The following is a 17,130-nucleotide window of genomic DNA, read 5'->3' as shown; positions in this document are numbered from 1 at the left end:
CAAGCACGTACGCAAGGCGACGCCAAACTGCCTAACGCCCGTAGGAGCCGGCTTGCCGGCGAAGGCGCCCTCAAGAAACAACGCCAATGGTCCAACCAGCTATCGGACTATAGGCTCTTGCGCACCAGTCCGGCCGGCTCTCTGCTGCTGAACGAGCGCCAGAATGATCAATACCAGGCACTCATATCGAGGGGCATCTGCGAGCGCCCCTTTCACTACGCGCACAACACGGCCGCTGAGCACTTGAATCAGTCCAGCTAGATGGTCGGTTACATAGTCGGTTACTTGATCGGTTCCTGAGTCGCTTTGGCTGCCATGTACCGGCGATGTTCAACAGTCCAACCACCAGTTCAACAGCGTCTCGTCCTCATCGTCATCGAGATTTTTATAGACGTTGGCGTAGTACCACTGGATCCCGGTTTTTTCGCGAAAACCATCGAAGAGCGCATTGATGCGCTGCATGCCATTGCTTGCAGGCACGGCAAACGACAGAGTCCCCCCGAACAGCCCATCCAGGGTGCCCGTCAACTCGGCCATGACCTGGTGTTCCAGCGCTATTACATCGGCCGGCTCAATAAAATCGGCGTAGATCTGAATGCAGAAATTGCCCCCGCGCTTCAACACCTGCGCAGGCGCGTTCGCATCGCGGATGCACACCACATCGCCCCGCGCCAGGTTCTGCGCCAAACCTGGTGAAGAGAGCAACTCATAAGTGTCCGGCCCCACCTGGCGTGCCGGCAGTTCCTCACGAACGGCGCCCCCGTCATCGGCCATGTACACCTGAATCAATACCGGTGATTGCTGATCGTCCATCGAGTCTCCACTGCCCTCCCATTCACGACAAAAACTATCTGGCCGAACCGCCCCCTCCAGGGGACAACACTCTCCCCCACTCAAGGCTGCGGCTCAAACCATCCACTGCTTTTATTCCACTCAAACCCCGGCAGCTTGCAGTCCCTGAAACCGATGCGCAGCTCATCTCCCTGCGCCTGCAACTGCAGAGTATCCACCCCCAGATTGCGACAGCCCGGCGCCGCCACCGTCAGGGTCTGCAACGGCTTGCCAGTGGCCTTATCCATCACCTCGATGGCGGTGATCCTTTGATCACTGCCCGGCATCGGCACCTGGAAATACCAGCGTTTGGTGGAAGCACTCTGCAACAGCCGGGTGACCGGCTGCGGCCACGAGCGATCCGAATCCACCAGGCCCACCAGCTTCAGCGCAATGGGCAAGGTCTTGCCCGTGCGATAACTGGTCCAGGTGCCACGCACCTGCTCCTGCTGACGGTAGTTCATCAAGTCATTGAACTGCAGACGCGCCACCGGCACACCCTGCTCGTCCAGCTCATCCATGGCCAGCGTCTTGTTGCTGTAGCTGAAGGTCGGCTTGAGACGGATCGGCGTGCGATAGCGCTGATAGGCATAGGTACCCTGGTACACCGCATTCTGGCTGCCCAGGGTCAAGACTATCGCCTGCTTGCCCAAGGTCCCCTCGTACACCCCATGGGACGCCTGCGCCGGCAACAGCCACAACGCCAACACCAGCACCGCCAACCCCCGAGCAACATCAAACCCGCGCATCAGAAACGCTCCTCGCCCGACGACAGAAACTGCAACCGATCAGGGCTGATGACCCGGTAATAATCCCAACGCCGAGTGCGCTGGTCGTAATTGATGAAGTCCTGCTTGCTGAACTCCACCTGGCCACTGGGGGAAAAGCGCAACGTACCGTCCACCGCGAACTGCTCCAACTGCGCATGGCGCAGATACTCCCGGCCTTCACGGTTGTACAGATAATACTGAGTGGGCGAGCACCACAGCCGGCCATCCTCCTCGGCCACGCGATAGCTCTGGGCCTGAAAATCGATCCGTGCCTCATCCTGAAAATGCCCGAAGGTCAGGGTCTTGGTCCCCACCGAAGATAGGCACCACTGCCCACTGATCTCCTGCACTCGCCGGCCGGTAACCCGACTCATCACCCGGATACTGTCCACCCGCGCCACCTCCTCCCCGGCCTTGCGCGTGGCATGCACACTGAAATAGAAATCCCGATCGAATACCGGCTGCAACAACTCCCCGTCAAACGCCTCCCGCTGACTGCCACCAAAGCGCGTCACCCGCTGCAACTGCAACGGCTGCTGCGTGCCCGTGCGCAAATCCACCAGATTGCCCTGCAACGCCTCCGCGCCCTCGGCGAACGGCTGCAACGACACCGCTGCCGCAGGCAGGGTTGGGTTGTCCATGATGTTGATCAAGAGCGCGGAGCCGGGATGGAAAGGGGTGGATTCCAAGGCCATGGGCAGGCGCTCGGAGTCGGAGAACCAATAGCCGGACATACCGCCGCCGTATTGGGAATCGTAGGTCAGGGCCAGTTCAACCGGGGTGTCGCCGAGGGTGCCGCGGTAGGTGGTGGTGGGGTTGGCTTGGGCGGTTGGGGTGATGAGCCCGAGGCCGAGTAAGAGCGCTGCGGTCAGGCGGAACAGGAGACGTTGCAGGTGACGCTGTTGGCCAGCCCTTGTTTGTGAACTGCTGCCAATAGGCCGGGTCATGCCTGCGCTCCTTGCGATGGGGAAAAGGGGACGCAGGATAGCAAAATCGATTGAAGGTCAGATGGCTTTGCTGAGACCTAGCCCGATTCTGAAATTGTCCAACAGGCTGTTGGACAATTGCCGTGGGGCCACAATCTGCTGCTGATCACCAAGCTAAAAAGCCCATACAGCCAGTGTCAGGCACAGCGGATATGAACTCTCTGGAGAGTTCAGCCGGTCCGTACTCGCAATAGAGACCGTTCTTACAGAAGCGCCATTGTCCCGAGCCTGCCCTGTCCCTATAGTTTTCTCGTTCGCTGAGTTTTGTCAGCGACAGGGTTTCGCAGCCCAACAGAAAGATTCAAGCAACACAGTCACTGCCAACTCAGGCAAACTTCGCCTGCGTTTCGTTTATGGCAGCTGTGCGTGGGAGACCTTCGGGTCTGCCGGGTTTGTTTCTTTCCTCGGTCTGCGAACCCGCGTACAGCTGCCACCCAGTTGATTCGCAGCAACAGGTGGCGATTTTTCATTTTCTTGGAAGAAACGACACCATGAATACTCAAGATTTATCCGAACGTTTTATCCCCATGACCCCAATCGCCAGCGATGGGCCGGTGCTGTTTGTTGACAGCCAGGCACCATTGATGGATTTGCATGCGTGTGCGAGTGAGCGGTTGGTGACTGCGCTCGACTTTCTGAATCTGATGGCCTGCGCCACGTTGCGAGACGCAAGCGATAAGGATCTTGGTACCGTGACCAACACCGCCAGGTTGTTGATGCAAGATGTACGGGATGTGTTGGCGGTGATTCAGACAAGGGCGTTTAGCAAGTGATTTAGACATCAAGGAAGCCGACCATAAGTCGGCTTTTTAATGCCTCAAACGTTTGTAAAAAAACGCCAGTATTGAAAGACATAGTTCCCCTCCTTACTTGAGTCCATATCCAAACTATCAGCACTTTGCAGCAGGCATATCGGCGCGGGCGTCATGTCCGTGTGCGATCTCATCTTTGAGCAAAGGGAATAGAGCGCAAAGCAGCCGGCAAGCTCCGATCCCTACCCATGACCTGCATTTCTACATGGGTTGCTACAGATAGGCTGTCCGACAGGTTAGACTTGCCGCTTTACCTGCACTCCAAGGAACTCCCGCGTGAACACTGAAAATCATTCCCAGACGGCCGCCTTTCTCTGGTCGATTGCCGACCTGCTGCGTGGTGATTTCAAGCAATCCCAGTACGGCCGCATCATCCTGCCATTTACCCTGCTACGGCGAATGGAGTGCGTGCTCGCACCGACCAAGGATGCTGTGATTCGCGAGTTCTACGCCCAGGAAGGTCGCCCGGACAACGTACGTGAAATGTATATGCAGCGTGCAGCAGGCAGCCTACCGTTCTTCAATGCATCACCTCTAACCCTTGCGGTCTTATCTGACACCCAGATCGCTGACGATCTGATGAGGTATGTACGAGCCTTCAGCAAAGACGCCTACGAAATCTTCGAGCACTTTCACTTCGAGGACTTCGTTCAGCAGTTGGCTAGCGCCAACCTGCTCTATCAAGTGGTGCAACGCTTTGCCACCACCGACCTGAGCCCTGAACGCATTAGCAACTTCGGCATGGGCATCATCTTCGAAGAATTGATTCGCAAGTTTGCTGAAAGCTCCAACGAAACCGCTGGGGAACACTTCACCCCACGGGATATCGTGCACCTCACCACTTCGTTGGTGATAACCGATCAAGACCACAAGCTCGCGCCCAACAAGATCGTCACCATCTACGACCCAACTGCCGGTACAGGTGGTTTTCTATCCGAGGGTGATGAGTACATCCAATCCATCAGCGAAAAAGTCAGCGTGTCGCTGCATGGCCAGGAACTCAACCCCGAGTCTTATGCCATCTGTAAGGCCGACATGCTCATCAAAGGCCAGGGCGTCGATAGCATCAAGCTCGGCAATACTTTGTCCAACGACCAGCTTGCTGACATGCGCTTCGACTTTATGCTCAGCAACCCGCCATTCGGTGTGGAATGGAAGAAGGTGCAAAAGCAGATCACCGACGAGCACAACCACAAAGGCTTCAATGGCCGTTTTGGCCCGGGCCTGCCACGAGTGTCCGACGGTTCACTGCTGTTCCTCCTGCATCTGGTCAGCAAAATGCGTGACCCGCGCGACGGCGGCTCGCGCATCGGCATCATCCTCAACGGCTCGCCGCTGTTTACCGGTGGCGCGGGCTCGGGTGAGTCGGAGATTCGCCGCTACCTGCTGCAAAACGATCTGGTCGAGGCCATCGTCGCGCTACCGACGGACATGTTCTACAACACCGGCATCGCCACCTATGTATGGATACTCAACAACCACAAGGCTGCTGCGCGCCAGAGCAAGGTGCAGTTGATCGACGGCAGCCAGCACTACGCCAAAATGCGCAAATCGCTGGGCAGTAAGCGTCAATACATCACCGAAGAGCAAATCAGCGAGCTGGTGCGCCTGTATGGCAGCTTCGAGCAAACCGCACAGAGCAAGATCTTCCCAATCGACGCCTTCGGCTACCGGCGCATCACCGTCGAGCGCCCGCTACGGCTGAACTTCCAGACCAACGCCGAGCGCGTCGCCAAAGTGCTGGAAGAAAAAGCCATCCAGAAACTCGACAGCGCCGCGCAGCAGCAACTGATGACAGCCCTGCAATCCATGGACGCCAGTCAACTGCACCGCAACCGCGAGCAGTTCAGCAAGCTGCTGAAAAAAACCCTCACCGCGCACGGCATCAGCCTCAGCACGCCAGAGCTAAAAGCACTGCTCAATGCCTTGAGCGAACGCGACCCTGAAGCGGATATCTGCACCACCAAAGGCCAGCCGGAGGCGGACGCCGGGCTGCGTGATAACGAGAACGTACCGCTAGGTGAGTCGGTGTATGACTACTTCCAACGGGAAGTTATTCCTCATGTACCGGATGCCTGGATCGACGAGAGCAAGACTGATGCGCTGGACGGCGAAGTCGGTATCGTCGGCTTCGAGATTCCGTTTAATCGGCACTTCTACGTGTTCCAGCCGCCGCGTCCGTTAGCAGAAATCGACCGCGACCTCAAAGCCTGCACCGATCGCATCAAGCAAATGATTGAGGGGTTGTCGGCATGACAAATTTGTCGGGCGCAAATTTGAACAGCGACGCAGCCGTTGGCTCGCAGGGCGAGGGCTGGGATAGCCCGAGTATTTTTCCGGCATATTCGGCGTATAAAAATTCCGGGATGGAGTGGCTGGGTGAGGTGCCGGTGCATTGGGCTTTAGGCTCCTTGAAACATTTGGCTTGGATACGTAACGGAAGGGATTACAAGGATGTTGAAAGCCCGGGTGGCGAGTACCCTGTTATTGGCTCGGGTGGGCAGTTTGCAAATGCAATTCAGTATCTTTATGACGGCGAGTCCGTACTGCTCGGCCGAAAGGGGACTATAGACAAACCACTGTATATCCATGGCCGATTCTGGACCGTTGATACCATGTTCTATACCGAGGTTTCATCAGGCGCTTCTGCGAAATTCCTTTATTACAATGCACTCACGATACCTTTTGAGTACTACTCGACCAGTACTGCTCTGCCGAGCATGACGCAGGGTGATTTACTAAATCATCCCTGTGCCATTCCTACATTCAAAGAGCAAATCCAAATCGCACGCTTCCTCGACCACGAAACCGCCCGTATCGACGCGCTGATCGAAGAGCAGCAGCGCCTGATCGAACTGCTTAAGGAAAAGCGCCAGTCTGTCATCTCCCATACAGTAACAAAAGGCCTCAACTCCACGGTTCCGATGAAAGACTCTGGCGTGGAGTGGCTAGGCGAGGTGCCGGCGCATTGGGATGTGAAGGCCCTCCGTTACCTGGGCGAATGCCAAAACGGCATCAACATTGGCGGAGAGGCCTTTGGGTCGGGTTCCCCTTTTGTAAGTTATGGCGATGTGTATAAGAACGACGTATTACCTGCTGAAGTTACCGGGCTTGTTCAATCATCACCTGAAGACCAGCAACGTTACTCGATTGAGTATGGGGATGTATTTTTCACTCGGACATCGGAAACAGTTGACGAGATAGGCTTCAGTGCAACCTGCTTTCAAGAGCTTCCGAATGCTGTTTTCGCAGGATTTCTCATTCGATTTAGGCCAATAGGAAAGTCTCTAACACCTGGCTTCTCGAAGTATTACTTCCGCAACCAAGGGCTACGTATTTTCTTCAATAAGGAAATGAATTTAGTTACCAGAGCGTCTTTAAGTCAGGACTTACTGAAGCTGCTGCCAGTAACCCTTCCGCCAGTAGTTGAGCAAATAAAAATTTCTGATTTTTTAGATAGAGTCACTGTGGAGTTCGCTTCTTTGCTGAAGCAAGGAATCAAGGCTATTGATCTGCTAAAAGAACGCCGCTCCGCCCTAATCTCCGCCGCCGTCACCGGCAAAATCGATGTACGCGGTTGGCAGCCACCAACCCCTGCAACATCCCCCGAATTAGCACCAGAGGCCGTGTAATGGCAGACAGCAAGGAAGCGCAGTTTCAACAGGACATCATCGAGGCCCTATCCGCCCAAGGCTGGCTAGTGGGCAGCGCCCGTGGCTACGACCGCCGCACTGCGCTCTATACCGAAGATGTGCTGGGCTACTTCAAGGACGCCTGGCCGGAGCGTTGGGACAAGCTCACCAAGGCCAACCCCAATGCTCCTGAAGATGTACTGATCCAGAAACTGGTGCGCGAGCTGGAGCAGAGCGGCACCTTGGATGTGTTGCGTCATGGCTTCAAGCTGCCTGCGGTAAAAGTGGAGCTGTGTAGCTTCCAGCCCGACCACGGCATGAACCCCGACACCCTCAAGCGCTACCAGTACAATCGCCTGCGGGTGGTGCCAGAGGTGTCTTACTCGCCGCACGCCCGCGAAGCGGGTGGCAGTGGGCAGAGCTACAATCCTCGGCTGGACTTGGTGCTGTTCGTCAACGGCATCCCCACCGCCACGCTGGAACTGAAAAGCGAGTTCAAGCAGTCGGTGGAAAACGCGAAGCGCCAGTACCGCTACGACCGCCCGGTAAAAGACCCGCTAACCCGCAAGCCCGAACCACTGTTGAGCTTCAAGCGTGGCGCGCTAGTGCACTTTGCCGTGGGCCAGAACGAAGTGGCGATGACCACCAAGCTGGCGGGCAAGGACACCTTCTTCCTGCCCTTTAACCTCGGCACTGAGGAAGGCGGCGCCGGTAACCCAATGCCCGCCGGCGACAGCCAATATGCTACCAGCTACCTCTGGCAACGTCTGTTGCAGCCCGATGCCTGGCTCAAAGTACTGGGGCGCTTTCTGCACCTGGACAAAAAAACCAGCGAAGGCTTCGACGGTACGCTGGTCACCAAGGAAACGATGATCTTCCCGCGTTACCACCAATGGGAAGTGGTCAACAAACTGGTCAACACCACGCGCACCGAAGGGCCAGGCAAGCGCTATTTAATCCAGCACAGCGCCGGCTCGGGCAAGTCCAACTCCATTGCCTGGACGGCCCATCAACTGGCCTCGCTGTACGATGATGCCGGTCAGCGGTTGTTCAATTCGGTCATCGTGGTAACCGACCGCACGGTGCTGGACAGCCAACTGCAAAACACCATCTACCAATTCGAGCACGCCCAGGGCGTGGTCAAACCCATCAGCCGTGACGTCGGCAGCCAGAGTAAATCCGAACAACTGGCCGAGGCGCTGGCTGAGCAAACGCGCATCATCATCGTCACCATCCAGACCTTCCCTGCCCTGTTCGATGCCCTGGACAAGTACCCCAAACTCGCCAGCGGGCGCTATGCGGTGATTGCCGATGAGGCGCACTCCTCGCAGACCGGCTCGTCGGCCAGCAAGCTGAAACAGATTCTTGGCAGCGATGCACTGGATGGTGAGGAAATCAGCGCGGAAGAGCTGCTGGACGCCGCCGTGCAGGCCCGCCAACCCAATGAGCGCATCAGCTACTACGCCTTCACCGCTACGCCCAAGGCCAAGACCCTGGAGTTGTTCGGGCGCCCTACCGACCCAGCGCTGCCGGCCAGTTCCAGCAACAAGCCGGAGGCGTTTCATCTGTATTCCATGCGCCAGGCCATTGAGGAGGGTTTTATCCTCGACGTGCTGCGCAACTACACCACCTACAGCACCGCCTGGAAGATCGCCCACCCGGAGGGCGAAGACGATGAGGTGGACAGCAAGAAAGCGCGCATCAAGCTGGCGCGCTGGGTGCGTTTGCACCCGTACAACATCAGCCAAAAGGTGGAAGTAATCGTCGAGCACTTCCGCGCCAATATCCGCAAGCTGCTCAATGGTCAGGCCAAGGCCATGGTGGTCACCAGTAGCCGCCAGGAAGCGGTGCGCTACCAGTTGGCAGTGCGTGCCTACGTACAACAGATGGGCTACAAGGATGTGCACCCGTTGGTGGCGTTCTCCGGCAGCGTGCTCGCGGATGAGGTGATCCCCGAAGAGGTCACGGAAAACAGCCACCTGCTTAACCCCGGCCTGCATGGCCGTGACCTGGCAGTGGCCTTCGACACCCAAGACTTCAACGTGATGATTGCGGCCAACAAGTACCAGACGGGTTTCGATCAGCCCAAGCTGTGCGCCATGTACGTGGACAAAAAGCTGCAAGGTGTGGACTGCGTGCAGACCCTGTCGCGGCTGAACCGCACTTTTGGTGACAGCAAGGAAACCTTCATCCTCGACTTCTTCAACGAGCCGCAGGACATTCTCGATGCCTTCTTGCCTTACTACACCAAGGCCGAGCTGACCGATGTCACCGACCCGCAGATCATCTATGACCTGCAGAAGAAACTGGATACCGAAGGGATCTATCACTGGCAAGAGGTCGAGGCATTCGCCATGGCCTTCTTCGACCCCAAAGCGGCTGCCAGCAAGCTCAGCTATTACTGCACACCCGCCAGGGAGCGCTTTGCCAAGCGCTACGCCTTTTCGCTGGAGTCGCACCAGCAGGCGCTTGATTACAAACGCACCACCGAAGCCAACGGCGACAGCGCTGGCTTGAAAAAAGCCGAGCATGCGTTGAAAGAAGCCGGTGAACAGATCGATCAGCTCGACTTGTTCCGCAAAAACCTACAGAGCTTTGTGCGCCTGTATGAGTTCCTCTCGCAGATCATCCCTTATGAAGATCGCGAACTGGAGCAGCTCTGCGTATACGCCAAGCACCTGCACCCGCTGCTGCGCTCGGATCGCCTGCAACAAGACGACGTTGATGTGGGCGAGTTGCAATTGAGCCACTACCGCCTAAGCAAGCGTGCTGAGCACCAGTTGCGCCTGAGCGAAGAAAAAGGCGAGTACACCCTCAAACCTGGCAGTGATGTGGGCAGCGGCAAGCCCCATGACCCGGAGAAAAAGCGCCTGTCGGAAATCATCGACGCGTTGAACGATATCTTTGGTGCCGAAACGCAAGATGATGACCAACTGCATTTTGCTAAAGGCATCACCCAACGCCTGTTGCGCCAAGACGACTTGATGGCTCAAGTCAACAGTCACTCGGTGGACCAGGTGATGCACGGTCTACTCCCCAAACGCGTGGTGGACACCGTACTCGACGCCATGACTGACAACGAAAAATTGTCGTTGGAGGTGCTGGACAACGACACCAAGAGCCGAGCCTTTGCTCTGGTGATTTTGAAAATGCTCAAGGCAGCGGCAGGCCTCGCTGAGAGCGATCAACTGGGTTAAGGAGTGACCATGACAATTCCGGACTTTCAAAGCGTCATGCGGCCGGTGCTCACCACCGTACAGAACGGTGCACCGCTGCCACTCAGAGAACTGCGCGAGCGCATTGCCGATCAGTTCCAACTGACCGAGGAGGAGCGCAAAGAGTACCTGCCCTCTGGGAATCAGACGGTAATCAATAACCGCGTAGGCTGGGCCCGAACTTATCTCAACAAGGCAGGGCTGCTGACCATTCCCGCCAAAGGCATGGTGCAAATCACCCCGCGTGGCCTCGACGCCTTATCTAACGGACCCGCGCGCATCACCGTGAGCTGGCTGAAACAATTCCCCGAGTTCGCTGACTTTCATACCGCCAAACCACAAACGGCGGACATCCCCGCTGCGCTGGATATCGCCCCATCGGAAACCACTCCCGACGAACAACTGGCCGAGGCTCACCAGGCACTGGTGCAATCACTGGCGGATGAACTGCTTGCTCAAGTACGAGCCGCAACCCCGAGCTTCTTCGAGCAGGTAGTGGTCGACCTGATGCTAGCCATGGGTTACGGCGGCTCACGTAAAGAAGCGGGCAAAGCCACCCAACTCACGAATGACGGTGGTATCGACGGCATCATCAAGGAAGACAAACTCGGCCTGGACGTGATCTACCTACAAGCCAAACGTTGGAGCAACACCGTACATCGCCCTGAGATCGACAAATTCATCGGTGCCCTGACCCGCCAGCGGGCGCGCAAAGGTGTATTTATCACCACCTCGGATTTTTCCATGGGTGCAAGGGACGCGGCGCTGGGCTTGGATATCAAAGTGGTGTTGATCGATGGCGTCGAACTTGCTCGACTGATGGTCGAGCACAACCTGGGGGTGAGCGTGAAGCAGGTGTACGAGGTCAAGCAGCTCGACAGTGATTATTTTGCTGAGGAGTGAGTTACGACGGGACAACAAGCTCCACTCAATTGGTCCAAGTTTGCAAAAATCACTGCAGGTGCATTTCTTCGGCTTCCATAGCCTATGGTCGATGCTGAGGGCGCGAATTCGCTTGAGGCGTACAGCCGTGAAGGTCCCATAGAGCCTTTTCCTAATATGACCGTGGATTCACTTGCGCAGCCCGAATTGGATTGCGAGCGGTTGGCGGTGAAGCCGATTTCTTTTGTCTTGAAAAGAGCCCAGCCGCCAGGTGTCTGAATATTGTCTACTCTAGAGGCCTCATTATTGAGACGCCCCTTACCCCTCTAACTCCTCCATCATCTCTCTCGCAGCCTCGAGATATTCCGTTAATGGTATCTCCACTAAAGCAACATGCATGGAATTAAAATAATTCAACTCGCCAGTGTGATCATTCTTTAGGGAAATTGTGGATGGGGTTGCACAATCAGCACCAATAGCAAGCTCATACGTATCAGACCGGTCAGCTTTGAAGCTAATTAAAGACCCGTTTTTTAAATAAATTTTCGTATGCTCTATAAACTCAGAAACAGCTTCCTCATTTAGCTTATGTTCCTCTATGAGATCAGTAATAACCTTTTTTAGGGTCTTAGAGTTTTTTGACTCAAACTCATCCTCATCCCAGAAAAACTCACTTATTCCACGATAGATTTCCGCTCCCCAACCTTGATAACCGTCAATAGAAAGCTCCCAATCGTCATCAGCAGGCTGATCAGCAGCATCATCCAGGAGCCGAATTCTTTGCATCAGGTCAGGATTTACGATCAAGGCTTTGTTATTAAGCGTGCTAAGCAATAGCCAACCAGAAGAGGTGTGCCGTTCCGACAAAATATGATGGATTCTTCCACATTCGTTTTCAGTAATCGGATACCACTGGCTCTTCAACTTTCCGGGGAGAAGAAGCCCAATATGCCCCCAGAATCCATCAATGCTTTCATCTTGGAGCCTCCAGTGCTGTGAAGAAATTTTGGCCCGCCCTACTGAATACTCCAGCAGATCATCAACACTCGTTCCCAACAAGGTAGCGATATCCCTCAAAGTCGCGAAGCTGGGTTCAGCATCTCCTCGCTCCCATCTAGCAACGGTTTGTTGTGAAACACTCAACTGGCTTGCTAAAGCAGCCTGCGTCAACCCCAAAACCTTCCGTAACTCTTTCAGCCGTTCCATAACCCACCCCAACAAAAAACACATATTATGTGTTTATACACCAAAAACGAGTATTAATTCAATACCTCCAGCCCTCCTCATCGATACTCGCTCAACATCTACGCCCTCTGAAGGGGCCTTCTGATTTCACTGATCACCTTAAGAAAGGGGAAACCGACTGATTGACAGCAATGAAAGCCCGTATCCACTAGAAAGATACCGGTCAGATGGCGAAGCCTAGATTGAACTTGTAGCTCAACGTAATGGCGCAATAGAATCACTATCAACACCCTGCTAAATCGCACCAGCGTGTGAGTATTTATTTAAGGTTGTTGTCCGCACGGAAGAAGCAGTAGGGCTGAAACCAATCAGCAATTGCATAGGTCAAGGAGACCGACATGGTAGATATCAAGGAACAAAAACTGCTTTATCACCTCACCGCCCTTGAAAATTTGAGCAGTATCTTTCAGAACGGCCTCAGGCCACGCGCGCAGCTCAAAGGGTTCAAAGACGTAGCTGATGCTGAAATACTAAAAAAACGACAAGCGCTGGGACTCGAAAACTACGTCCCCTTTCATTGGTTTGCCGCGAATCCATTTGACGGAAGCGTTCAGGGCAGTAAACGCGATACCCAATTCGTAGTCATTTCTATTCGCCGATCCTTCGCGCTTGAAAATAACTGGAAGGTTATTCCTCGGCACCCATTGGCTAACGACACCATTCAATTGCTTGACTATAAGGCAGGCTTCGAAGCCATTGACTGGGATGTGATGAACCAAAGGGATTATCACGACCCTCACTGCAAAAGCGTCTGCATGGCGGAATGCCTGTCTCCCACCGTTGTTTCTGCTAATAATTTTTTCAAGATTTTTGTCGCTAACTCAGAGGTTGAAGAGCATTGCGGGGCTAAAATGCGCGAAGCTGATGTTTCTGTGCAGATTGGAGTGAATACCGGAATGTTTCGTCGATGAATTACAGCAGACTGAATCCAGAGAAGGCTCTGATTTGGCGTATCGTCCATCGCGACAACCTGCCTTGGATTCTGGACAACGGTCTGCATTGCGCAAGCTCCGAAGTACAGGCCCCGCAATACGTGAACATCGGCAACGTTGACCTGATCGACAAGCGCCGAGCACGTCATGTGCCCATTGTTCCTGGCGGTGTGCTGGCTGATTATGTGCCCTTCTATTTCACCCCTTTCTCTGTGATGATGAAAAACATTCACTCAGGCCGGAGTGTTCAACAGCGCACCAATGATGAGATTGTGATTTTGGTCTCAAGCCTGTACCGCGTCGAACAGCTAGGGCTACCGTTCGTCTTCACAAACGCACACGCCTATCCGTATTGGACAGACTATTACAGCGATCTAGCGAATCTCAGCCAGATCGACTGGGCTATCCTTCAGCGACGCGACTTCAAACGCGACCCCGATGACCCTAGAAAAATGGAGCGTTATCAGGCTGAAGCGCTGATTCACAATCACCTACCGATTACAGGACTCCTCGGCATCATGTGCTACAGCGATGCAATGAAGAAACGCATAGAACAAGACTTGGCCACCAGGGGTTTGGCCTTACCTGTCCATGCGCGTCCGGGATGGTATTTCCAATGATCCGTTTTACCCAAGGCAACCTTCTGGAAGCCAAAACCGAAGCCCTGGTCAACACGGTGAATACCGTTGGCGTGATGGGCAAAGGAATCGCTCTGATGTTTAAAGAGCGTTTTAGCGAGAATTACCGTCTGTACTCGGCAGCCTGCAAAGCTGGCGCGGTGGAGACTGGCAAAATGCATGTCACCGCCGTCAACGAGTTGGATGGGCCACGTTGGATCGTGAACTTCCCTACTAAGCGTCACTGGCGATCACCCTCGCAGATGGCTTGGATAACAGAAGGCTTGTATGACCTTCGCCGTTTTTTGCTTGAAAACCAGGTGAAGTCCGTCGCAGTGCCTCCGCTGGGTGCCGGTAACGGTGGCTTGAAATGGCCTGAAGTTCGGGAGCAGATCGTTTCGATACTCAGCGATCTGGATGTCGATATTTTGGTGTTTGAGCCTTCCAAACAGTATCTAAACGTCGCCAAACGAAACGGAGTGGAGGAACTCACGCCCGCTCGCGCGCTGATTGCAGAACTGGTTAGGCGTTACTGGGTTTTAGGCATGGAGTGCAGTCTGCTAGAAATTCAGAAACTCGCTTGGTTCCTTGAGCGAGCAATAGAAAAACTGCCAGACACCGAGAACCCTTTAAACCTTAAATTTGTTGCTCACAAATTTGGGCCATATGCCAACCGCTTGGAGCATTTGCTGAATAATCTGGATGGCAGCTATCTGCACTGCAACAAGCGAATCAGTGACGCCGATATTAGCGATGTGATCTGGTTCGACGATGTGCGCAAGACTTTCCTACAGACCTATCTCAAAACCGAAGCAAAAGAGTACGCCCAAGCATTGGAGCGCACCGCTGAGCTGATCGACGGTTTTGAATCTCCCTTTGGCATGGAGCTGTTGGCGACGGTCGATTGGTTACTAAACCGAGAAGGGGTTTCTCCAACTGTTCCCGCAGTGCGCGAGGCATTGAAGCAGTGGGACGGAGGGGCCGGCTCTGCTGCTCGCAAGAACAGGCTGTTCGACGATCAGGCGCTTGATATAGCGCTCAAACGCCTAACCACCAGCAGCTTCAGACCTGAACTGGCTGTCTGTTAAATAGAATTCAGGCGGCCCTTCGGCCGCCTTCGCTGGCAAGCCAGCTCCTACACGGGCCGGCGTCAACCGATGGCTGTGCGGTGTCAGCGAACGTTGCGATACAACATCAACCGCGCCCCCTCATGCATCCCCCGCGTCAACTCCAGCAACCGTTCAAACTCCTGCGGATGCTCCTGCGCCACATCCTCACGCGGGGTGTTTGACGCTAGGTCATGCAAAGTCGCTCCACTACCGTCGTGCTGCATCTGCAGCAGAAAATCCTTGGTCACGCCACCAATCACGGGAAAGGTCCCTTCCCTTAATACCAACGGCACCACCCGCTCGCCTTCCGGTGCGGGTTGTTGAATGTCCCGCCCCATGGCGCCATTGGTGAAGGGCATCCCGGCCATGCCGGCCACGGTGGGCAGCAGGTCGGCGAGGCCGACGGCTTCTTCGATCACTCTGGGCTGCAACATCCCCGGGGCATGGATCAGCAGCGGTACGTTGTTGCTTTCCAGCCCTAGCTGTTCGAACGCGGGGGCCATGTGGGGGATCTGGCTGATGCGGGTGTTGTGGTCGCCGAAGAATACGAAAATCGTGTTGTCGTAGTAGCCGCCCGCCTTGGCGATCTCCATTAGCCGGCCGATGTTGAAGTCCAGCAGGCGCACGGCGTTGTATTGCGCAAGGCTGCGGGAACCAGCGGCCTGGACCTGTTCCAGGGGCAGGTCTTGAGCTTGGAAGCCGTCGTTGTCCTTGGGGATGGTGAACGGGCGGTGGTTGCCGGAGGTTTGCAGGTAGGCGAAGAAGGGTTGGTCCTGGGGGATGGCGCGCAGCAGGCGGTCGCTTTCTTTGAACAGGTCGAGGTCGGAGATGCCCCAGACGTCCACCAGGGGCGATTGCCAGTGGCTTTCGTCGTATAGACGCACGTTGTCGATGCTTTGGCGGATCAGGCCGTTGATGTTGGCCCAGCCGGCGTTGCCGCCGATCAGGTAGAGCCTGTGGTAGTCGCTGAAGGCGTTCATCAGGCTGTGTTGGCGGGTGATCAGGGGCTGGCGGGTGGCGGTCTCTTGGCGGGTGACGTCGGGCACGCCGGTGATGCTGGCCCACACGGTCTTGGCGGTGCCGGTGACCGGGACGTAGAAGTGTTTGAAGAACCAGCTCTGGCTGGCCAGGCGGTCGAGGTTGGGGGAGGGGTTCAGTGGGTTGCCGTAGGCGCCCACGGCGCTGGTGCCGAGGGATTCGAGCATGACGAAGATAACGTTGGGCGGCCGCGGGCGGTCGATGCGATACGGCTGAATGCCTTGTTGGCGGGTGAAGCTGAGGCTGTGCGGGTCTGGATGGTCGACGCCAAGGTAGCGGGCCAGGGCCGGGTAGTGTTGGCGCACTTGGGCTTCGTCGTACTGGGCCTGGCCGGCCTTGAGGGTGTCGTAGAAGAACAGCACAGGGTTCAGGCCCAGGGCGGCGATCTGGCTGTTGCCGGAGAAGTAGGCGTCGCTCCAGCGCAGGGGCACGGGGTTTTCCAGGTTGAGGTTTTCCACCCGGCCCAGCAGGCCGAGGAACACGGCGGCGATGCCCAGGGCGCTGGCGCAGGCCAGGGGCAGCCGGCCCATGGCTTGGGCCGGGCGGTCGAGGGTCAGGCGCTCCAGGCGCAGCAAGGCGTAGCAGCTCAGGGCCAGGGCGCTGCCCCAGGCAAGGACGATCCACAGCACCGGGTAGCTTTCCCAGAGCATTTGCCGGGAGATCTGTGCGTCGTCGAGGTAGCGCAGCACGGTGGCGTTGATGCGCACGCCGAGGTAGGCGTAATGGCCGAAGTCGATGATGTACAGCAGCCCTACCCCGCCCAGCACCAGCAGCAGGTAGGCCCGGGCTAGCCAGCGCAGGGCTGGTTGGCGCAGCAGGTTGTAGCGCGGCAGCCAGGCCAGCAGGGCCAAGGGCAGCAGGAGCAGCAGGGTCAGGCGCAGGTCGAAGCGCAGGCCGATGCCGAGGGTCTGGAGAATGGCCTCGCGCTCATTGGCGGCGCTCAGGTCGACCCCGGAAAAACCCACGGCGAACAGCAGCCGCAGCAGTGCCAGCAAGCCGAATACCAGCCCTATCGCGCCCACGCCGTAGCGCAGGCGGCGTGATTGCAAGCCGCCCATCAT

The 17,130-nt window shown here is 56.0% G+C and carries 13 protein-coding genes; 8 read left to right on the top strand and 5 right to left on the bottom strand.

Annotated features, from left to right (window positions below):
• Positions 1-330 precede the first annotated feature (330 nt).
• The 3 genes from U873_RS0102060 to U873_RS0102050 all read right to left on the bottom strand — a co-directional run bounded on the left by U873_RS0102060 (position 331) and on the right by U873_RS0102050 (position 2,548).
• The gene (locus U873_RS0102060) at positions 331-813 is read right to left on the bottom strand and encodes a DUF4265 domain-containing protein (protein WP_025126652.1); all 483 of its coding nucleotides are present in this window, start codon (positions 811-813) and stop codon (positions 331-333) included.
• An 80-nt stretch (positions 814-893) separates the two neighbouring features.
• Positions 894-1,580: a hypothetical protein gene (locus U873_RS0102055; RefSeq protein ID WP_025126651.1), complete on the bottom strand. Its 687-nt coding sequence runs from the start codon at positions 1,578-1,580 to the stop codon at positions 894-896.
• Entirely contained in the window at positions 1,580-2,548 is a 969-nt protein-coding gene (locus U873_RS0102050; RefSeq protein ID WP_025126650.1) for a hypothetical protein, read from the bottom strand. Before U873_RS0102050 ends, U873_RS0102055 begins: the two co-directional genes overlap by 1 nt.
• Before the next feature lie 530 nt (positions 2,549-3,078).
• Here U873_RS0102050 and U873_RS0102045 point away from each other — a divergent pair.
• The 5 genes from U873_RS0102045 to U873_RS0102020 all read left to right on the top strand — a co-directional run bounded on the left by U873_RS0102045 (position 3,079) and on the right by U873_RS0102020 (position 11,149).
• Positions 3,079-3,360, top strand: a complete 282-nt coding sequence (locus tag U873_RS0102045) for a hypothetical protein (protein WP_025126649.1) — start codon at positions 3,079-3,081, stop codon at positions 3,358-3,360.
• A 315-nt stretch (positions 3,361-3,675) separates the two neighbouring features.
• Positions 3,676-5,655 carry a class I SAM-dependent DNA methyltransferase gene (locus tag U873_RS0102035; protein ID WP_025126648.1) on the top strand — a complete coding sequence of 660 codons (1,980 nt, stop codon included), beginning with the start codon at positions 3,676-3,678 and terminating at the stop codon, positions 5,653-5,655.
• Between the two features lie 110 nt (positions 5,656-5,765).
• The gene (locus U873_RS0102030) at positions 5,766-7,031 is read left to right on the top strand and encodes a restriction endonuclease subunit S (protein WP_051586052.1); all 1,266 of its coding nucleotides are present in this window, start codon (positions 5,766-5,768) and stop codon (positions 7,029-7,031) included.
• Positions 7,031-10,228 carry a type I restriction endonuclease subunit R gene (locus U873_RS0102025; RefSeq protein ID WP_025126646.1) on the top strand — a complete coding sequence of 1,066 codons (3,198 nt, stop codon included), beginning with the start codon at positions 7,031-7,033 and terminating at the stop codon, positions 10,226-10,228. Before U873_RS0102030 ends, U873_RS0102025 begins: the two co-directional genes overlap by 1 nt.
• 9 nt (positions 10,229-10,237) lie before the next feature.
• Complete coding sequence (locus U873_RS0102020; RefSeq protein WP_025126645.1) at positions 10,238-11,149, top strand: restriction endonuclease; 912 nt, start codon at positions 10,238-10,240, stop codon at positions 11,147-11,149.
• A gap of 297 nt (positions 11,150-11,446) precedes the next feature.
• Here U873_RS0102020 and U873_RS34705 read toward each other — a convergent pair whose 3' ends face one another.
• Positions 11,447-12,334: a helix-turn-helix domain-containing protein gene (locus U873_RS34705; protein WP_025126644.1), complete on the bottom strand. Its 888-nt coding sequence runs from the start codon at positions 12,332-12,334 to the stop codon at positions 11,447-11,449.
• A 377-nt stretch (positions 12,335-12,711) separates the two neighbouring features.
• On the opposite strand from U873_RS34705, the gene U873_RS0102010 reads away from it, so the two are divergent.
• From U873_RS0102010 to U873_RS0102000, 3 genes are read left to right on the top strand one after another with little or no spacing between them, the layout of a single operon-like run.
• Entirely contained in the window at positions 12,712-13,284 is a 573-nt protein-coding gene (locus U873_RS0102010; RefSeq protein WP_025126643.1) for a DarT ssDNA thymidine ADP-ribosyltransferase family protein, read from the top strand.
• Positions 13,281-13,925 carry a DUF4433 domain-containing protein gene (locus tag U873_RS0102005; protein WP_025126642.1) on the top strand — a complete coding sequence of 215 codons (645 nt, stop codon included), beginning with the start codon at positions 13,281-13,283 and terminating at the stop codon, positions 13,923-13,925. Before U873_RS0102010 ends, U873_RS0102005 begins: the two co-directional genes overlap by 4 nt.
• Complete coding sequence (locus tag U873_RS0102000) at positions 13,922-15,010, top strand: macro domain-containing protein (RefSeq protein ID WP_025126641.1); 1,089 nt, start codon at positions 13,922-13,924, stop codon at positions 15,008-15,010. Before U873_RS0102005 ends, U873_RS0102000 begins: the two co-directional genes overlap by 4 nt.
• Before the next feature lie 83 nt (positions 15,011-15,093).
• On the opposite strand, the gene U873_RS0101995 is transcribed toward U873_RS0102000, so the two are convergent.
• Positions 15,094-17,127, bottom strand: a complete 2,034-nt coding sequence (locus U873_RS0101995; RefSeq protein WP_025126640.1) for an LTA synthase family protein — start codon at positions 17,125-17,127, stop codon at positions 15,094-15,096.
• Positions 17,128-17,130: the final 3 nt, after the last annotated feature.

The organism is Pseudomonas sp. PH1b (assembly GCF_000633395.1).
Classification (GTDB): Bacteria; Pseudomonadota; Gammaproteobacteria; order Pseudomonadales; family Pseudomonadaceae; genus Aquipseudomonas.
This window is presented reverse-complemented; position numbering and strand designations above follow the sequence as displayed.